This window comes from Streptacidiphilus jiangxiensis (genome assembly GCF_900109465.1).
Lineage (GTDB): Bacteria > Actinomycetota > Actinomycetes > Streptomycetales > Streptomycetaceae > Streptacidiphilus > Streptacidiphilus jiangxiensis.
Genome location: NZ_FOAZ01000003.1, coordinates 1 through 17852, shown reverse-complemented (window position 1 = coordinate 17852; position 17852 = coordinate 1). Strand labels below are relative to the sequence as shown.

At 69.1% G+C, this 17852-nt stretch carries 17 protein-coding genes and 1 rRNA gene; 13 read left to right on the top strand and 5 right to left on the bottom strand.

What is annotated here, in order from left to right; genetic code table 11:
- Positions 1–92 precede the first annotated feature (92 nt).
- On the bottom strand, positions 93–260 hold the full coding sequence (locus tag BMY61_RS45985; RefSeq protein ID WP_169791853.1) for a hypothetical protein: 168 nt from the start codon (positions 258–260) through the stop codon (positions 93–95).
- A 207-nt stretch (positions 261–467) separates the two neighbouring features.
- Complete coding sequence (locus tag BMY61_RS06365; protein WP_143094196.1) at positions 468–887, bottom strand: hypothetical protein; 420 nt, start codon at positions 885–887, stop codon at positions 468–470.
- Positions 888–1134: 247 nt separating this feature from the next.
- On the opposite strand from BMY61_RS06365, the gene BMY61_RS48310 reads away from it, so the two are divergent.
- From BMY61_RS48310 to BMY61_RS06320, 10 genes are all read left to right on the top strand, one after another.
- Positions 1135–2499 (top strand): helix-turn-helix domain-containing protein, encoded by a 1365-nt coding sequence (locus BMY61_RS48310; protein ID WP_042447664.1) that lies wholly within the window; start codon positions 1135–1137, stop codon positions 2497–2499.
- Positions 2496–3401, top strand: coding sequence for a phosphotransferase family protein (locus BMY61_RS06355; RefSeq protein WP_042447667.1), 906 nt, complete (start codon positions 2496–2498; stop codon positions 3399–3401). Before BMY61_RS48310 ends, BMY61_RS06355 begins: the two co-directional genes overlap by 4 nt.
- Before the next feature lie 124 nt (positions 3402–3525).
- Positions 3526–3951 carry a hypothetical protein gene (locus BMY61_RS44790; protein ID WP_143094195.1) on the top strand — a complete coding sequence of 142 codons (426 nt, stop codon included), beginning with the start codon at positions 3526–3528 and terminating at the stop codon, positions 3949–3951.
- 231 nt (positions 3952–4182) lie between these two features.
- A complete protein-coding gene (locus BMY61_RS06350) occupies positions 4183–5943 on the top strand; it encodes an Eco57I restriction-modification methylase domain-containing protein (RefSeq protein WP_052438694.1) in 1761 nt (586 codons plus the stop codon).
- A gap of 1 nt (position 5944) precedes the next feature.
- A complete protein-coding gene (locus tag BMY61_RS06345; RefSeq protein WP_042447670.1) occupies positions 5945–7048 on the top strand; it encodes a BsuBI/PstI family type II restriction endonuclease in 1104 nt (367 codons plus the stop codon).
- Between the two features lie 72 nt (positions 7049–7120).
- Positions 7121–7237: ribosomal RNA gene (gene rrf / locus BMY61_RS06340) — 5S ribosomal RNA — on the top strand.
- Between the two features lie 437 nt (positions 7238–7674).
- Positions 7675–8331 carry a hypothetical protein gene (locus BMY61_RS06335; protein ID WP_143094194.1) on the top strand — a complete coding sequence of 219 codons (657 nt, stop codon included), beginning with the start codon at positions 7675–7677 and terminating at the stop codon, positions 8329–8331.
- Positions 8332–8518: 187 nt separating this feature from the next.
- Complete coding sequence (locus tag BMY61_RS06330) at positions 8519–8926, top strand: type II toxin-antitoxin system Phd/YefM family antitoxin (protein WP_244904196.1); 408 nt, start codon at positions 8519–8521, stop codon at positions 8924–8926.
- Positions 8923–9186 carry a Txe/YoeB family addiction module toxin gene (locus BMY61_RS06325; RefSeq protein WP_042447675.1) on the top strand — a complete coding sequence of 88 codons (264 nt, stop codon included), beginning with the start codon at positions 8923–8925 and terminating at the stop codon, positions 9184–9186. Before BMY61_RS06330 ends, BMY61_RS06325 begins: the two co-directional genes overlap by 4 nt.
- Before the next feature lie 314 nt (positions 9187–9500).
- Positions 9501–9800: a hypothetical protein gene (locus BMY61_RS06320; protein ID WP_082015042.1), complete on the top strand. Its 300-nt coding sequence runs from the start codon at positions 9501–9503 to the stop codon at positions 9798–9800.
- Between the two features lie 29 nt (positions 9801–9829).
- On the opposite strand, the gene BMY61_RS45980 is transcribed toward BMY61_RS06320, so the two are convergent.
- Positions 9830–10006 (bottom strand): hypothetical protein, encoded by a 177-nt coding sequence (locus BMY61_RS45980; RefSeq protein WP_161791253.1) that lies wholly within the window; start codon positions 10004–10006, stop codon positions 9830–9832.
- A gap of 179 nt (positions 10007–10185) precedes the next feature.
- Here BMY61_RS45980 and BMY61_RS06315 point away from each other — a divergent pair, with 179 nt between their 5' ends.
- Entirely contained in the window at positions 10186–11343 is a 1158-nt protein-coding gene (locus BMY61_RS06315) for a sensor histidine kinase (RefSeq protein ID WP_042447683.1), read from the top strand.
- A 42-nt stretch (positions 11344–11385) separates the two neighbouring features.
- Complete coding sequence (locus BMY61_RS06310; protein ID WP_042447686.1) at positions 11386–12027, top strand: response regulator; 642 nt, start codon at positions 11386–11388, stop codon at positions 12025–12027.
- Positions 12028–12054: 27 nt separating this feature from the next.
- Here the strand turns inward: BMY61_RS06310 and BMY61_RS06305 are convergent, their stop codons facing one another.
- Both BMY61_RS06305 and BMY61_RS06300 read right to left on the bottom strand, forming a co-directional pair.
- On the bottom strand, positions 12055–14649 hold the full coding sequence (locus BMY61_RS06305) for an FtsX-like permease family protein (RefSeq protein ID WP_082015016.1): 2595 nt from the start codon (positions 14647–14649) through the stop codon (positions 12055–12057).
- The gene (locus BMY61_RS06300) at positions 14646–15419 is read right to left on the bottom strand and encodes an ABC transporter ATP-binding protein (RefSeq protein ID WP_042447689.1); all 774 of its coding nucleotides are present in this window, start codon (positions 15417–15419) and stop codon (positions 14646–14648) included. Before BMY61_RS06300 ends, BMY61_RS06305 begins: the two co-directional genes overlap by 4 nt.
- Before the next feature lie 535 nt (positions 15420–15954).
- Here BMY61_RS06300 and BMY61_RS06295 point away from each other — a divergent pair.
- A partial coding sequence (locus BMY61_RS06295) for a PKD domain-containing protein (RefSeq protein WP_143094193.1) occupies positions 15955–17852 on the top strand: 1898 nt, incomplete at its 3' end.

The following is a 17852-nucleotide window of genomic DNA, read 5'->3' as shown; positions in this document are numbered from 1 at the left end:
ACTCCATTCACAGCGGGTGGACGGGTTGTCGAGAACGGGCGGGCGCGGGGCCGGTCCGGTGCGGTGGCTCCGCGCCCGCCGTCACGCCGGTGCTACTGGTTCTCGTGCAGGTTGCCGTCGCCGCCCGGCCACGGGGCGTCGCCCGAGCTGCCGGCGTTGTCGGACCGGAGGGTGTCGTAGCGGTCGTGGACCGCGGTCAGCTCCTCGACCGCGAGCAGGAGCCCGCTCTGGGCGGGGTCCCGCGGCGTGCTGTCGGCCATGTCCTCGTTCCTTCCTGTGTCGTGGTGCCGGTCCCACCGGAGGTCTCCGGCGGGAGCTGAGTGCGGGCCGTTGGTGAATGGCGGCCCCGGTGCTCGGATACGGGAGCTGTCCGGGGCCGCCTGGCTTCGCGTGCTGGCCCGGTCGCGGCGCGAAGCCCGTCCCGGCGGCGCGTTACGGGGAGCCGTGCCACCGGGGGTCTTGGAGGTTCAGGCAGCGGGATCCGGAGCAGGTGTCGGACGCGAGCGGGACGTGAAGGCGTCCGGCCAGGTACCGGCCGTCGGGGCTGCGGCGGCCCGCTGCGCGTCGGCGCGTCGGCGGGGCAGTGGGCTTCTGTCGGCCGGGGTACGGGAGATGGCCAAGAAGAAGCCCCGCTTGGTGAGTTCGGCCGCCACGTGCTCCTGGGCGACCGGGACGAGTGAGATCATCTCGTGGGAGTAGGTGAGCACCCCCTGGGCGTGGCCGGCTCGGAGGAGCGTGTCGACCGTCTGCCAGCCGGGACGCTGGTCGAGAGGGAGCTGGCGGTCGGTGTCGCGGATGACCTGGGTGGCCAGCACCCAGTCCTGCGAAGCGGCGTACCGGGTGCAGTGCCCGGCGATCAGCTCGGCGGCGTCATCCTCGGTGGTCACGACGTAGACCACCACACAGGTCCGCCCGGACCGGCCGACTGCGCTGGACTGTTGAGGGGGCACGGCTTCTCCGTTTCCGGTTGGCGCGGACGACGATGTCTGGAACACGTCACCCAGGACGCTGTCACGCGGTGTAATTGCTTGGTACGAATGGCTCGCCAACTATTAGGCGCGCCCAGCACGGGACCCGGGTGGGCTTGCAAGCCGACACCAGCAGTCGTCCGCTTCGACGGGCAGGAGGAGTCAAATGCCGTACCCGAAGCGCCCGTTACAGCCGACCCGGTCCCCGGCCGACTGGATGGGTGCCGAGCTGCACCACTGGCGGAAGCTCCGCGGTCTGACTCCCGCCGAACTCGGCGCGTTGGTGCACGTCAGCGGGGACTATCTCCGGAAGATCGAGAACGGCGACAGGCCCTGCACCAGGCACCTTGCCGAGGCCCTCGACAACGCACTGAGCACTGGGGGCGTCCTGTCGCGCTTCCACCCGCTCATGGCGGCGGAAGCAGACAAACGCGCCCACGAAGCAGACAGCGCGATCGAGACGTCCACACGGCACGGCGCGGGCCTCATCCTGGAGGGGAACCGCACAGCACCCGACAGGGAGTCACCCGTGCACCGACGCGCCTTCCTCCACACCGCCGGCGGGCTCGGTCTCGCCCAACTCCTCGATCTCCTGCAGCCCTCCACCGCCATTGCGGAAGGCCGGGTCTCCCGCGACGACATCGTCCGACTCAACGAGACCTGCGACACCCTCACCGGGTGGGAGAACTTCTATGGTTCCGCCGGACCGATCCGCGACGCGGCAGTCACCCAGCTCCGCCAGGCTGTCAGTCTCCTCGACTCCTGCCCATCTTCACTGCGCACCGAGCTCTTCGGCGCCGTCGGACGCCTCAGCCTCACCCTTGGCGCGTCCGCCTTCGACAGCTTCCACCACGCCGACGCGCGCCACCTGTTCACCGTCGCCACATCCTGCGCCGAGGAGGCCGGCGACTGGAACCTGCGGGCCAGCTCTCTGAACTGGCGTGCACGCCAGGAGGTCTGGTGCGACGACCCCGACAAGGCCCTGACCTACGCAGAGCTCGGCCTCGCTCGCTCCGACCGGCTGTCCGCCAGCGCCCAGGCGGCGCTGAACAATGCCCGTGCCCGCGCCTTCGCCAAAATGGGCCTCGCGAAGGAGACCCTCGCCGCCATCGGCACCTCCGACGACCTGTTCACGCGCCAGAACCGCGCCGAGGAACCCACCTGGCTCGCCTATTACGACAACGCCCAACACCACGGCGACACCGGCCACGCCCTCTACGACCTTGCCGTCACCGGACTCATCCCCGCCCAGCAAGCAGCTCACCGGCTCCAGGTCGCCGTCGCCGAGCACCCCGACGCCTACCGTCGCTCCCGCGCCATGTCCGGCAGCAAGCTCGCCGCCCTCCTCACCATCACGGGCGACCCGGCCGAGGCGGCGGTCATCGGGAACATCGCCCTCGACGACGTCGGCCGCGTCCGCTCCCGCCGCGCGGCCACCGACCTCACCCGCTTCGGCACCCTCGCCACCCAGCACCACGCCCCCGGCGCGGACGAACTCAACGCCAGAATCAAGAAGGCACTGACCGCATGACGACCACTGCGGCCGCCGAGGCCAGCCGGACCCACCTCTTCCAGGCATGCCATCTGGCCGGCCTCGAAACCGCCGACGCCCGCCAGGCCGAGGTGATCCGCCTGGGCGAAAACGCCCTGTGGCGCCTGCCAGGCGGCATCGTCGCCCGGATCTCGCGCGAAGGCCAGCACCGCGCCGCCGCCCGTGAAGTCGCCGTGGCCCGCTGGCTCGCCAGCAACGGTGTGCCGGCCGTCCGGCCGATCGCCGAGCTGGAGCAAGCCGTCGACGCCGGGGGCCGTTCCGTCACGTTCTGGCAGGAGCTTCCCCCGCACCGCCCCGGCACCACCGCTAACCTGGCCTATCTCCTCCGGCAACTGCACGCGCTGCCCGTGCCCGCCGACATCGACCTCGGCCGCCTCGACCCGTTCGTCCGGCTCGGCGACCGCATCGAAGAGGCCGACGTTGACCCGGAGGGGCGCGCGTGGCTTCTGGACCGCCTGGCTCAGTTGCGCGAAGCCTGGGCCAATTTGCCTGCTGGCATGCCGGAATGCGTCATCCACGGCGACGCCTGGACTGGCAACGTTGCCGTCCTCGACAGCGGTACCGCCTTGCTCCTCGACTTCGAACGTACCTCCATCGGCCCGCCCGAGTGGGACCTCACAAGCACTGCCGTGTCACGCGGCACCTTCGCTGAGCTCTCTGAAGCCGACTACCTGGCCTACTGCCACGCGTACGGCGACACCAACGTGCAGCTCTGGGCCGGCTACCCAGCGCTCCGCGACATGCGCGAGCTGCGTCTCGTCTGTTTCGCTCTCCAGGCTGCACTCCAGCACCCTCACGCCCGCGAACAAGCCGCGTTGCGGCTTGCATGTCTGCGTGGCCTTCGTGGACCACGACCCTGGCAATGGAGAGCCGTTCCATGAACCACGGCGGTTGCCGGATAGAAGGTGCCCGAGGCAGTCAGGTGCGTATGCAGCTTTGCACGGGTAGTTCCCGATCGGTGGGGCGGTTGGGGCTCGACCAGGGGACGATGTGGAGGGGACGATCGTGACTTACGAACTGGCAGCCATCTGCGATGCGTGCAAGCAAGCTGTTGGCGATGGCGACGGCAACCTCTGGCTGGACATGGCTGAGGTAGAGCAAGCCACAGTGAACAAGCGCGCCTGGGAGCAACTGGAAACCGATCACTCCTCGCCCGGGTTCGTGAAGGTCTCCTTCAGTGCCCACCTCTCCCACCCCGAACCCGCCCGCTGGCAAGTGCACCACTCGGCTTGTGACCCAGCGCCCGATGCCAATGCGTATGCCATCGAGGTGCATCGCTGTCGAAGCTGGGCAGACCTGGTTCTCTGGACTGCACACCTCATGGGCAAGGGATGGTTCCCGCACACCGACTGGGACGAATTGCTCGAAGCGGCTGGAGAGTCCGCAGGAAGTCGCATCACACCGACGACCCGGCCGACCCTGCACCGGTAGCTCTGGGGCGGTAGAGGCCGTGCGGGAGGGTCCACGGTCACCGGGGTGCGGAAGGTTTGGGCAGCAGCGGAACACTCAGAATCGAACGTCAGATAACGATGCGATCGCGTAATCGTGTAGATTGCGTGTCGACTCCTGGGGTTTGGCAGAGGCCATGGGGGCCTTTCGCGGACAGAGCGACTCCAGATCGCTACTGTTGCGTGGAGTCCTACCCTGAAGGAGCGCCGCTCTATGCCGGACCTGCTCGTGGCCGCAGCACTGTCGGAACCCATGGTGAGCACCGTTGCGGCGCGACCTCTGGGTTCGCGGGGCTCCCGCGAGGAGATCACCGACCTGCCCGCTGATCTGACCGCGAGTGCGGCGACTGTTCTCGCTGGCCTGCCGGGCTGGTGGCGGGCGAGGGCCAAGGCCGTCGGTTTGGCGGGCAAGTGGCTCGATATCGAACAGGCCCTCCAGGCAAAGCCGCCGGTTGACCTTTCTGGCAGTGCGGGCCTTCCAGTTGATCTATCTGCGTTCACCCCGGAAGGCGTGGGGGGCGCTTACGTAGAGGCCCTGTCGTCGGCTACTCGCGCCCGTCACGGCAGGCATTACACGCCCACGGAGCTGTCTGTCCGCCTCTGGGACCTCGCCCGCACCAGCCTGAAGCTGCCGCCACGCGACCGTGTGCTCCAGGGGCTCGTCCTCGACCCCGCCTGTGGGGCAGGAGCTCTTCTCCTCCCAGCCCTCCGAGAGCACCTCCGGGCGTCGTACGAGGTGGACCCAGCACTGACGCTGGCGGGGCTTCCCAACCTCGTTCGCGGGATAGATGCTGACGCTTTCGCGGTCTGGGTGGCCAACGTCGTTCTGGCTGCGGAGATGCTGCCCACTCTGTTGCGGGTGCCTGAAGCCCTTCGCAGGCCACTGCCCGGACTCGCGCACGTGGGCGACGGCCTCGACATGCCCCAGCAGGCAGCGCGCGTCGTGGTCATGAACCCGCCTTACGGCCGGGTGCGCCTGGCGCCGGCCGAGCGTGAGCGCTACGCCCACGTGCTTTACGGCCACGCGAACCTCTATGGGCTGTTCATGGCTGGTGCGGTCGACGCGCTGGACGACGAAGGTGTGCTCGCCGCCCTCGTGCCGACCAGCTTCACGAGCGGACGTTACTTCTCCAACCTGCGCTCCCATCTGGGAAGCGAGGCCGCGATGACTGCCGTCGCGTTCGTCGAGGACCGAAGCGGCGTGTTCACATCGGTGCTCCAGGAGACCTGCCTCGCAACTTTCGAGCGACGCCGGCGGATGAAGACCCGCATCAGCAGCCTGGGTAGCGCCGAGACCCAGATCGCTGCCGTCAAGGTTCAAAGGACCGGGGACCCTTGGGTCCTTCCACGCCGCTCCGACGACGCCACCATCGCCGCGGCCGCCTCCGCCATGAAGGAGAGCCTGTCCTCCTTGGGCTGGCGAGCCTCCACTGGGCCGCTGGTGTGGAACCGCCGCAGCGATGACCTGTACCCCACCAAGGGCACAGAGCGCTCCCACGTCATCTGGGCCGCAGATCTCGACGGCGGGGTACTTCACCGCGATCCCGCCCGTGACAAGATGCGCTTCCTCGCCCTGACCGTGGCATCCGATCTCAAGGTCATGGTGCTCAACGAGCCTGCCGTGCTCGTGCAACGAACCACCGCGCCCGAGCAGTCGCGCCGACTCGTTGCGGCGCATCTCAGCCAGCAGGACCTGGACGACCGCCAGGGCCGGGTCACCGTTGAGAACCACGTGAATGTACTGCGTCCGACCGCGAAAGACCCGGTCTTGACGCCCGAGGCCATGACCCGACTGCTCGCGACCAAGACCATGGATCGAGTCGTTCGCTGCATCTCCGGGTCCGTGGCACTCAGCGCGTACGAGCTTGAGTCGATCCCTCTGCCGCACCGCGATGAGGTGCGCAAGTGGAACGACCTGCAAGGAGCAGCCCTGGAGGCTGCTGTCGCTGCCGCCTACCGACCCACAGGAGAGTGAATTGAGGAAGCTCATCGAACCCGAGGAAGCCGAACGGCGCCTCCAGGTGATCTTCCCGCGGACTGCGTTCGACACAGCCCTCTCTTCGCCCTTGGCCGGATTGGCCGTCGCTGCGCTGATCTACGTCGATGCAGTTTGCAGCGCTACCGACAACGCGGACCAAGTGCAGTGGGCGCGTCCGACCACAGTCCTCTGGATGTCCGTCGGCACACTGGCACATTCGACAGACGACGAGCGCCTCGCCTGGCGCGCGGCTGCAGCGAAGGGCAGTAAGAAGGTTGCGGCCTTGTGTGAGGAGTGGGGGGAAACGTTCACGGCGACCTACCGTGACACCACGCGGGAGTCGCTGCGGGATGAGACCTTCAACGAATGGCGCGAACACGGCGCCCTCCGCAAGCGCGCAGGCTTGCCTAATAACAGCAGCCGGCCGAGTTGGTCATTGCTCGATCATTTCGCGGACCTTTTCGACCCGGATCTCTCGGCTGAAGAGGTGGAAGTTGCTGCGAGCGCCTGGAGGGATGAGCACCTAGACCCAGGGGCCAAGCTGAGGGTCTCCTTCGCGACAGCAGCTGAGAACGTCAAACACGCTGTAATTGTCAAGTTGCCTAATAGTGCGACGGGAGCAACACGGTCCCTTGAGGCCGGAAAATCATCGCTGATCATCAAGGGCGTCGTTGAAACATGGTCGCTTTCCCGATTGCAGACGCCAGTCGTTCTGGCGATTTCCGAGCCAGGCGATAAGGTTCACCTAGGGGAAGCCATAGCCCTGCAGAATCTGGGCATCACCATCGACTCCAAGAACGTCTTGCCCGACATCATCATGGCGGACCTCGGTACGAACCCCGTCCACTTCTGGATTATTGAGGTCGCTGCATCTGACGGCGTCATTCGCAAGACAAGGCGAGCGGCCCTGCTGAAGTGGGCTGCCGAGCAGAATATTGCCGCAGACCGTTGCTCCTTTCTCACCGCCTTCGAGTCCAGGAACTCGGATGCGGCCCGGAGGCGCCTGAAGGACCTCGCGCCTGGTACGTGGGCCTGGTTCGCTGCTGAGCCCAACCATGAACTGGCCTGGTACGAGGTCGTACCTGGGGCCGGAGACGAGTAGGTGCAAGCGCATGCGCGCAGGCATGTAAGCTGTCTTCTGCGTGCTGAGGGAGCGATCCCCGCGCCACAGGATTTCGGTGACCACAGCGTCAGGGAAACGCCCGGCAACATTCCGAACCCGGAAGCTAAGCCTGACAGCGCCGATGGTACTGCGAGGGGGACCTCGTGGGAGAGTAGGTCGTCGCCGAGAAATACATGAAGGGTGCCGCCCCGCTGGGGCGGCACCCCTTTTCGTGGCCGCGCAACGAGCGCTCCAGGCCGGCGGGGGTGGGGCCCGGAGGAGCCCCCGCCGGGAGACCGCGCGGCTGGAAGCCACCACGACGAGCGGAGGGCAATCGACCCCCGCAATCTGAGGCGGAGCGCAGCGGGCGCGGCACTGCCGGATCGGTCGCCAGGCCGATGGCGTGAGCCGAAATCCGCAGATGGAGCCACCAGCGTGACCCGTTTGCACGCTCGTCGTTGGGCAAGAAGGACCGCCCTTGCGACGGTCTCGGTCAAGCCGTTGGCCCGTGACTGGCGGCACTCGTGACCTGAAGGTGCCCCGCATCATCGCCGTGGTAGACGCCATCCACCGATCACCACACAGCGGAGCTGGATCACGGGACGGCTGCTGAAGGGGTGAACAGGTTGACCAAGCAGCACGCGCGCAAGACTGCGGCGAGGCAGCACATGGCGGCCACGGGTAAGTCGTACCAGGCAGCCCTGAAGGACATCCAGGCCAGCCAACAGGGCGGCGGAGAGGGCGTGCCCGCAGAACCAGTAGACAGCGCGACCGAGCGCGAGGATTTCATCGACTCGGTTCGCGACGCGGACCTCCCGGAGGTGGTCAAGGTCTGTCTCTTCGAACTGGCCTCCGCGATCTCGGAGGACTGTCAGTCCTGGGAAGGCAGCGGTCATGACGTGCCATACGACAAGATCGCTCTGGCGAGCGCCATCGGAGTAAGCCCCGGAACAGTTGAGCTCTGCATGGATATCGCGATTGAGACTGGCTGGGTGCGCACGGTCAGTGATGAGCGCGTCTGCCTTCGTGAGCCGCACGCAGACCTCTACTACTTGCTGCAGGCACTGGAGGACGACGGGGTCCCGATCCAAGACGTGGCTGTCTACCGCGGGAGGCTCGCGGCCTTCAGTGCCGAGACGGACCGACTCCGCAGCCGGCCGGGGGTCAGCGTGCGGCGTCTTCGCTGGGCCATGCACGAGTTGGGCTACGAGGATTGCTCACAGCTCGCGGCATGCACAGGTAGCCCCTTTGCTCGGTCGGCCACCGCCTCCTGGAATCGTTGATCAGCTCCAGCGTCTCTCCCTGCACGGGGCGTCGAGCGTAGTCTGATGCACGTTCAGTCGACCACGTCCTTGTGGCTCCTGAACTGGGAAAACGTTCCCCCGGTTAGTTGCAGTTCCAGTTGCATTCACCTCCGTTCAGGGCCGTCCGATCTTGCGCACTCCGGTCTCTCCGCCGCAGGTCAGGACGGTGGCGAACCCGTCCGGACACCCGGACGAACAGTTGGAAAGCGTGTTGGGGGCAACCCCTCACGAGTTCGAATCTCGTATCCTCCGCCTTGATCAAAGGCCCGGACTGCTTCTCGCGGTCCGGGCCTTTGTCGTTGGAGGGGTCGGTCAGTCGTGCAGCGTCAGCCGGGTCGCCGCGCTCGATGCCGTCGAGAACGACGCCGAAGAACTCGTCATCACCCGTGCCGGCCACGAACCGCTGGTCGTCGTCTCCCTCGCTGAGTACGCCTCACTCCGCGAGACCGACTACCTGCTGCGCTCCCCGGCCAATGCCGAGCACCTGCGCCGCTCTCTGCAGGAATACCAGCAAGGCCGCGCCCAGGCCCGTGAGCTGATCGACCCCGAAGACCTCAGCGAGCAGACCGCGTGAAGGTCCAGTTCACCGAGCACGGCCGGAACGACTACTTGTCCTGGCAAGCGGACGACCGCCGCCTCCTCAAGCGCATCAACCAACTGATCGACGACATCCGCCGCAACGGCAATGAGGGCATCGGCAAGCCCGAACCCTTGCGCCATGAGCTCGCTGGGGCATGGTCCCGTCGGATCGACCAGGAGCACCGTCTGATCTACGTCCTGGACGAGCAAGCCGACACCGTGTGCGTCATCGCCTGTCGCTACCAATACAGCTAGTAAGAGCCTGCGCCATACGGGACGGCCTGACGGTCGGTGCCCTTCGGCACCGAGCCGAAGCACCGCAGGCGGGACTTTGCGCAGGGGGTGCCCTCCGCACGTCAGGACGCTGGCGATTCCGTCCGGATCTCGTAGCCTCCGCAGGTAGAAGGCCCGCACCGGGAAACCGGGGCGGGCCTTCTGCATTCGTAGTCCCGATGGGCCGTTTTGCGTTCCTCCGCGCCGTCCTCGCCGGGCCCTACCGTGCGGGCGCCACGGCGAGCCCCCGCAGCGCCACAGTCGTGCTGTCAGTCCAGGTCACCAAGATGGGCAGCATGACGAAGCCCTCCGCAATCGCACCGACTGCCGATCTTGCTGACGCGGCCGCCTACCTCGACGCCGTCGCCAAGGCGCGCACGGCTGCCGAGGCCTACTACGGTTCCGGCGAGTCCAGCCTGGACGACGACACCTACGACCGGCTGCTGCGCTCCATCACCGCCTGGGAGGACGCGCACCCCGGGCTGATCGCGTCCGACTCCCCGTCCCAGCAGGTCGCGGCGGGCGTGACCACGGGCGACGTCGCGCACACCGTGCCGATGCTCAGCCTCGGCAACCTCGCCGGCTACCTGACCTGAGCTGTGTCATCGCTCCACAACCGGATCGCTCAGGAGGCGTTCTTCTCTCCGCGCATCAGCCACAGGCCGACTCCGGTAGCGACGGCGACGACGCCGGACACCGCCCGGCTGATGATCGCGGTGGCTCCGCTGAGGTCGGAGAAGTTGGTGAAGTAGACGGCCGCGCCGAGAGCGATGACGAGCAGGATCCAGAGCGTGGCCTTCATGGGGTGGTGCCTCCTGTGCTGAGCTGAAAAGTGATCGGCAGCTTTGTTCTGGTGGCTGCCTTGCCTACGTCCTCCACTCTGCCCGTGTGCTGGGAACGGTCGCATCAGAGCAGTCCCCCCGATCAATGGTGTAGCCCGCTACACCCTGCTCCCCGCGTGGGTCGCTTAGCCTGATCCGTATGCGCGAACCGGTCCGAAGAGCGGGAAGGGCTTCGGTCCAGCTGCTGGTCGGAGCGGGAGTCAGCGTGGCCTGCTATCTGCTGCTCGGCGTGCTGATGGTCGCCGCGGTCCTGTCGGTGACCGTGATCGGCGCCGGGGTGCTGCCCGAGGGCGTACTCACGCTGCGCCGGGTCGCCGGCTTCCAGCGCCGCCGTACCTCCGAGTGGACCGGGGAGCCGCTGCCGGAGGCGTATCTGCCCCTGGCCGGTTCGCTGAAAGCGCGCTTGCGGACGGCAGCCAGTGATCCCGGTACGGCCCGCGACCTGTTGTGGATGGCCGCGGACCTCGTCTACGGCCTGGCGCTGATGAGTGCGGCGCTGCTGCTGTGGGTGCCCGCGCTGCTGGTCGACGCTGTCTGGTGCGGCGTGGCCGGGAACGACGCGGTGCTGCTGCCGGTGATCGGGCGGCTCGCCGACCTGGAGGCGTCCTGGTCGCGCCTGCTGCTGCAGCACTCCCCGGACGCCGGCACGGCCGAGCGGATCGAGGAACTGACCGTCACCAGGGCGGGAGCGGTGGCCGCCCACGGCGCAGAACTGCGCCGGATCGAGCGGGACCTGCACGACGGGGCACAGGCGCACCTGGTGGCGCTTTCCATGCGGCTGGGGATGGCCCGTCGGGCGTACGACTCCGACCCGGCGACCGCGCGACGGCTGCTGGAGGAGGCGCAGGACCAGGCCGAGACGGCCCTGACCGAACTGCGCCATGTCGTGCGCGGCATTCACCCGCCGATCCTGACCGACCGCGGACTGGCGGGGGCCGTCCGCGCGCTGGCGGCGGGCAGCGGGCTGGCCGTGGACGTCGAGACAGGCGGCGTCGAGGACGGGCCGCGCGCGCCCGCCGCAGTCGAGGCGGCGGCGTACTTCGCGGTGGCGGAGGCGCTGACCAATGCCGCGAAGCACAGCGGCTCCGACCAGGCGCAGGTGGAACTGATCCGGTCGCCCGGGACGCTCCGCATCTCGGTGCGCGACGAGGGGCGCGGCGGGGCCCTGGCGAGCGGTGACGGCTCGGGGCTGCTCGGAATGCGTCGCCGGGTGGCGGCGCTCGACGGAACCGTGGGCATCACCAGCCCGGCGGGAGGTCCTACTGTGATCACTGTGGAGCTGCCGTGCGCGTGGTGACCACCAAGGTTCAGAGGTAGACCGTCTCCGAGGGGAACCGTCGTGCGGGTAGTGATCGCCGAGGACAACGTCCTGCTGCGGGAGGGGCTGCAACTGCTTCTCTCGTCCTCGGGGCACGAGGTGGTGGGCACGGCCTCCACCGGTCCGGAGGTACTCCCGCTGCTGCTGGAGCACCGTCCGGACGTCGCCGTGCTGGACGTCAGGATGCCCCCCGACTTCCGTGACGAGGGGCTGCGGGCGGCTCTCGCCGCGCGCGAGCAACTGCCGGACCTGCCGGTCCTGGTCCTGTCCCAGTACGTCGAGGAGACCTACGCCGCCGAGCTGCTCAACGGCGGCGCCCGGGGTGTCGGCTATCTGCTGAAGGACCGGGTGGGCCGGGTCGACGAGTTCCTCGACGCATTGGAGCGGGTGGCGGCGGGCGGTACCGCGCTGGACCCGGAGGTGGTGACGGAACTGATGCAGCGCCGCCGCGACCATCCCCTGGACGCCCTCACCCCCAGGGAACGCGAGGTCCTGGGACTGATGGCACAGGGACAGGACAACGCGTCGATCGCGAAGGCACTGGTGATCACGGAGCGCTCGGTGCACAAGCACATCAGCAACCTCTTCGCGAAGCTGGGCCTGTCACCGAGCGACACCGGGCACCGCAGGGTGCTGGCCGTCCTCGCCTTCCTCAACTCCTGAGCGCCTGCGGTCCTGAGCCCTACCGGGTCAGGTGGTGCGGCGGCGCAGCACCCGGCGGGCCGGGGCGAGTACACCCGCGAAGCCGGTGAGTACCGGGACCGCCACCATCAGGCCCAGCTCGGCCGGCGGCAGGTACGGCAGGCTGCGGGCGATGGTCAGGGTGAAGGCCAGCAGGGGGAACGCGGCGATGCCCGCGCCCACCACCAGGCCGGTCGTGGTGACCGCTGCCGCCTCCATCCGCAGCATCCGGCGCAGTTGTTTCCGGCTCGCGCCCAGGCGGCGCAGCAGGGCCAGTTCGGGACAGCGGCCGACCGTGATCAGCGCGAGCGTGCTGAACACCGCGATCACGGTGAGAGCGGCGATCGCGGCCATCAGGACCGTCGACATGGTGCTGTTCAACCGCGCGCCCTCGACGGTGAGCTGTATGGGTGCGGGCGGAGACTGGACCTGTGCCCCTGCGCCGTGGCCGAGACGCTGGAGGGCGAGCCGGACACGGCCCCGGTCCGCGCCCAGGACCGTTGCCGCCAGGACCTGCTGAGCCGCCGGCGCGGACATGTGCCGAGCCAGTTCGTCCCGTGCCAGCATGAAGTCGCCCAGGGCCAGCGACCGGTCGTAGACCGCGACGACCCGCAGCCGCTGCTGCTGCCCGTCGTCGAAGCGCAGGGTCACCGTCGAGCCGACCCCCACGTCGAGGGACTTGGCGCGTGCGGCGCTCACCGCCACCGTGTCGGGCTGCCCGAGATCGGTGAGACGGCCGTCGGTCACCCCTGGGTCCAGAGTGCCTGACAGCCCCTGCGGGGTGACCCCGAGTACGGGCAGCCGGTCCAGCAGCGGGCTGCCCGCCGAGGTGTGCGCCAGGATCACCGTGCCCGGCAGGATGTCCGTGGCCGCCGCGACCCCCGGCACCCTGAGGGCCTGCTGGGCCGTGACGCCCGCGCCCGACACCGAGAACTCGGCGCGCATCGCCCGATCGGCCTGCGCGGCCCCCGCGTGGACCATGGTGGAGCCCGCCGAGAACTGCACCGCGACGAAGGCGATCACCAGCACGATCGGGGTGATCGCCGCACCCAGCCGCCGGGTGTCCGACGCACAGGCGGCGGCCGCGAGCCTGCCGGACGCGCCACCCAGATGCCGCATCGGTCCACCCAGGACGAGCAGCGCACCGCGAGCGATCCAAGGGCCTAGTAGCGCGCAGGCGGCGACCATGGTCACGGCCGCCGTCCCCGCCGCAGCCGCGGCGGCGTCACTGCTCTGCACGGTCGCGGCACCCGCCGCGCTCACCCCGCAGAACAGCAGGACCAGACCGGTGATCCGCCGGGCCGTCCCCGGTTCCACGGGGCGCTCCGTCGGTCGGCCGCAGGCGAACGGGACGACCGACCGCGCCGCACCGACCGTCAGCCCTGCCGTGACCAGGACCCCGGTGAACAGCCACGGCGGGGTGGGCAGTTCGAGGCCGTCCGGCAGCGCCCCCTCGATCCGCAGCAGGTGCCACAGTCCCAGGAAGGCCGGTACCGCGACGACCGCGCCGACCAGTGCGGCCCACACGGCGATCCGCACGACCTCCCTTCCGACCGAGGAACGCAACTGGCGCGGCGTCATCCCGACCGCGCGCAGCAGGGCGAGTTCACCGGAGCGCTGTTGGAGTGCCTGGGCCACCAGGGAGGACAGAACAAGCAGCGCGATCACGAGAACCAGCCCGGAGACCGTGGCCAGCATCCCCAGCAACTCGCCCTGGACGGGCGCGGTCGCCAGATACTCGGCATTCCCCCGACCGTCACCCGTCAGCACCCGCAGCGACGAGGAATCGCCCGGAGCCCGCCGGCCCACACTCATGTCCTGGATGCGGCCGGCGTCCAGCGCGTGCCGCACCTCGGTGGACAGCCGCTGTGCCGGGACGCCGGAGGCGGGCAGCACCCCTATGGCGTCGACGGAGGCCGGGTGCCCGGCCAGCTCCTGCGCCCGGTCCTGGGTGAAGTAGAGCGCCGGCGGACCGTCCGCGACCCCGACGACCCGGTACCTGCCCGCGGTCGCTGTCGTGACCTCCTGCCCGGTCCGAAGACCGAGGCCGGTACTCGCGACCACCTGGTCGGGCTGCTCCGGGGCCCGACCGTCACGAAGCCCGTACGGTGCCAACGCGGCGGCCGGCCAGGGCCGTCCGACCACCGCCTGGTCCTGGACCTGGACCTGGTTGTCCGCGCGCACCCCGGGCACGGTGAAGACGTCGTCCGCGACCACCGACCCCACCTCCGGCAGCGAGCGCAACAGGGCGACTGTGCCGACCGGCACACCGACCCTTTCGGTGAGCGGTGCCGTCGCCGTCGTGGGCGGGTCGCCCCAGGGCTTCGACGTGTACTGCGTGGACTGGTTGCCCGTCACCACCACGGGTGCCGCTGCGTACCGGTCCACCGAGGCGTGGCCGAGCGCGGCCGAACCGATCGCCAGGACCACGCCGCCGAGCAGCGCCGAGACCATCGCGAGCGCCACGAACAGCGACGACCATGCCCTGCGGTGGGTCTTCAGCGCACGCGAGGCGAGCAGGCGCGTGGCTGCGCGGCCCTCCCGCCACGGCGCCCGCGGCTTGTCGACGCGCTTGTCCGCCGTGCACTTTGCCGCCGTGTTCATCGCTGCCGTCCCAGCCCGCGAAGTGCCTGGCGGACGTCGCCGGCCTCCGGATGCGCCAGGCGGCCCGCGATCCTGCCAGAGTCGAGGAAGACCGCCTCATCGGCCCACTGCGCGGCCATGGGGTCGTGGGTGACCAGAACGACCGTCCGACCCCGCTGATCCACCGCCGACCGCAGCAGCGCCAGGACCTCATCGGCGGTCACCGGGTCGAGCGCGGCCGTGGGCTCGTCAGCGAAGATCACCTCCGGCTCGGTGACCAGAGCCCGCGCGATCGCCACCCGCTGCTGCTGCCCACCGGACAGCCTGGCCGGGACGTCCTGCGCGCGGTCCGCCAACCCGACCGACGCCAGTGCGGCCAACCCCCGCTCCAGCCGCGCCGATCCCGCCAGCATCAGCGGCAGCACGGTGTTCTCCAGCACCGTCAACGACGGCACCAGGTTGAGGGATTGGAAGACGAAGCCGATCCGGTCACGCCGCAGCCGACTGAGCGCGGGCTCCTTGAGCTCCGCGAGGTCGGTCCCTCCGAGCCGCACCGTTCCGCTGTTGGGCCGTTCGAGACCTGCGGCGCACTGCAGCAACGTGGACTTGCCCGAACCCGACCGGCCCATCACCGCGAGAAAGCCGCCACGCGGCACATTCAGGCTCACCTCGTCCAACGCGGGTGCGACCTTCCCGTACCTTCGGCTGACCTTGTCGAGAGTCAGCGCATCCCCCTGCCCGGTCGTGACCGTCAGTGCAGGACCGTCGCTCCGCCCATTGATCTGTCCCATAGCTCCTCGCTTGCTCCGTCGCACGTCAGGCGGCCGAAGTCGCCACACACGACGCTAGGGACCACGGGCACGGGCGAGGAGCCTGCCAGCACCCACCGTCGAGACAGCACAGGCACGTAGGAACAGGTGGAGCCAGCTCCACCTGTCGGTCCGGCCGTCGTCGGCCACCGCCGCCCCGATCGACGCGCTTGGACGAGTTGCCAGCCGGTGCCGTGTCGGGACAGTCGGTAGCGCCTTGATGCCCGTCCGGCGACCGAAGCCCGGATTCGAGGATCACCGGCCTGCGCTCGGCGGCGGGCCCTCTCAGAGCTCCAGGACGTCCTGTGCCTTCATCTGCCGACTTCAATCGTGGTGTTGGCGTGACATTCGGGATCTACGGGACCTTCGGCACGAACGTCCGTGTGCGGTGAAACCGTCTGGTCGATTGTCTTATGCATCGGCTACCGTACGTCTCATCTTTCGTGGCGGAGGTGCGGCGGTGCGCCCGATCGCGCATGCCCCTCCGAACGTCTTTCTCCAGTTCCAGGGGTAACTCATGCAGCTCAAGCGGGTCTCGGTGCTGGCGGCCATGGCCGTCGTCGCCGGGCTCACCAGCACACTCGGCCCGGTCGCCTCGGCCACGGCCGCGGATCCCGCTCCGGTCCCGCTGTCCTCGTCGCTCGCCGATTTCGGGCAGATGGTCGCGACGCCGAGCCACCTCTTCTTCACCGCGCCCAGCGCGCTCGCTCTCGGCGGCACCAAGGCCGAGAACCAGGTCCTCGTCACGGACCTGGACGGCGGCAACGCCACGCCGATACCCAACGAGCCCGGTGCCGCCGCCATGGCGCTGTCCAAGGACGGTTCCACGCTCTATGTGGCGCGGTCCAAGGACTCGTCCATCGCCGCCATCGACGCCACCGCGGCCGTTCCGGCGGAGACCGCGCACTACGCGCTCGGCGACGGCGTCACGCCGACCTCGGTCGCCGTGATCGGCAGCACGGTCTGGTTCGGCTACGCGAAGGGCACGGAGTACGGCCTCGGCTCGCTGGATCTCAGCGGCGCCACCCCGGTCGTCACCCTGACCCCCATCGTGGACGCCGGCTTCGCCCCGGTGCACCTCAAGGCCTTCGGCACGTCCTTCGGCACGTCCGGGCTGGTCCTCGCCGACGGCGACCACACCGGCAGCTGGGTGCGTTCCTACGACGTGTCCTCCGGCACGCCGGTGGCGGGGAAGACCGTGACCAGGGCCGGGGTCAGCCTGGTGGCCCTCGATGTCACGGCCGACGGCCTGGACGTCGTGACCGGCTGGGACGACAACGCCGTCGAGGTCTACGACATCGCCTCGATGACCGTGTACCAGGCGTACCCGGTGCCGAAGATCACCGACGGCACCATGATGCCGACCTCCCTGGCGATCGGTGCCGACGGGATTCTCGCGGTCGGGGTCCAGGGCGGCGACGTCCACACCTTCGCCGGCGGCGAGCTGCGCTCCTTCGGCATCGGCGGAGGGGTGCCCGGTGGCGCGGTGGCCTGGTCCAGCGACCAGTCTCGCCTGTACACGATCACCGCCGACTCCGAGGGCGGCGACAACCCGGTCCTGCACATCCTGACCAACCCCGAGTTGGCCACCACGAGGCTGAACGCGACCACGCCGGCCACCGCCGTTCCGGGGCAGCAGGTCACCGTCAGCGGCACGCTGGCGTCCGGCTGGGGCGCCTGGGACGCCGGCATCACCGTCTCGGTCTCCCGCGACGGCACCGTCCTCGACGCGGCAGTGCCGGTGAACGGGGACGGCAGCTACTCCTTCACCGACACCCTGCCCACCGCCGCCGACGGCACGGTCTACCACTACGCCGTCAGCTACGCAGGCGACGCGAAGCACGCGGCGGCCCAGGCCTCGGCCCAGATCAGCGAACCCGCCCCGCTCACACCCTTGGCTCAGATCAGCCCTGTCGGGGGCAGCCAGTCGTTGACGGTCCAGGCGGACACGGGATCCTCGACGGACTCCTCAACGATCACGAGCCGCACCATGGACTTCGGTGACGGTACGGGCCCGGTGGACATCTCCACCCCGGGGAAGACCACACACACCTACGAGTTCCCCGGCACTTACCAGGTCAAGCTGACTGAAGGGGACGCAGCAGGGCGCAAGGCGAGCGTGACGTATCCAGTGACCGTCGGCCTGGCCGCCTCCGCTCGAATGAACCTCATAGCCCGTGATGCCGCCGGCGCTCTGTGGCAGTACCAGGGCAGTGGCATCTCCTCCCGAGTGTTCGAGCCCCGCGCCGAGATCGGCCCCGGTTGGAACACCTACAAGATGCTGACCAGCCTCGCAGGACAGAGGGCCGACGGCACCGGTGACCTGGTGGCGCGGGATGCGAGTGGGGTGCTGTGGCTGTACCAGGGCACCGGTAACCCGGCTGCGCCGTTCAAGTCCCGGGTCCGTATCGGTGG

What these genes read in the sequence shown, in the direction of transcription:
- BMY61_RS06305 (WP_082015016.1), bottom strand. Translation starts at nt 14,649, where the DNA reads ATGAACACGGCGGCAAAGTGCACGGCGGACAAGCGCGTCGACAAGCCG.
- BMY61_RS06320 (WP_082015042.1), top strand. Translation starts at nt 9,501, where the DNA reads ATGACGAAGCCCTCCGCAATCGCACCGACTGCCGATCTTGCTGACGCG.
- BMY61_RS06300 (WP_042447689.1), bottom strand. Translation starts at nt 15,419, where the DNA reads ATGGGACAGATCAATGGGCGGAGCGACGGTCCTGCACTGACGGTCACG.
- BMY61_RS45980 (WP_161791253.1), bottom strand. Translation starts at nt 10,006, where the DNA reads ATGAAGGCCACGCTCTGGATCCTGCTCGTCATCGCTCTCGGCGCGGCC.
- BMY61_RS48310 (WP_042447664.1), top strand. Translation starts at nt 1,135, where the DNA reads ATGCCGTACCCGAAGCGCCCGTTACAGCCGACCCGGTCCCCGGCCGAC.
- BMY61_RS06350 (WP_052438694.1), top strand. Translation starts at nt 4,183, where the DNA reads ATGCCGGACCTGCTCGTGGCCGCAGCACTGTCGGAACCCATGGTGAGC.
- BMY61_RS06355 (WP_042447667.1), top strand. Translation starts at nt 2,496, where the DNA reads ATGACGACCACTGCGGCCGCCGAGGCCAGCCGGACCCACCTCTTCCAG.
- BMY61_RS45985 (WP_169791853.1), bottom strand. Translation starts at nt 260, where the DNA reads ATGGCCGACAGCACGCCGCGGGACCCCGCCCAGAGCGGGCTCCTGCTC.
- BMY61_RS06315 (WP_042447683.1), top strand. Translation starts at nt 10,186, where the DNA reads ATGCGCGAACCGGTCCGAAGAGCGGGAAGGGCTTCGGTCCAGCTGCTG.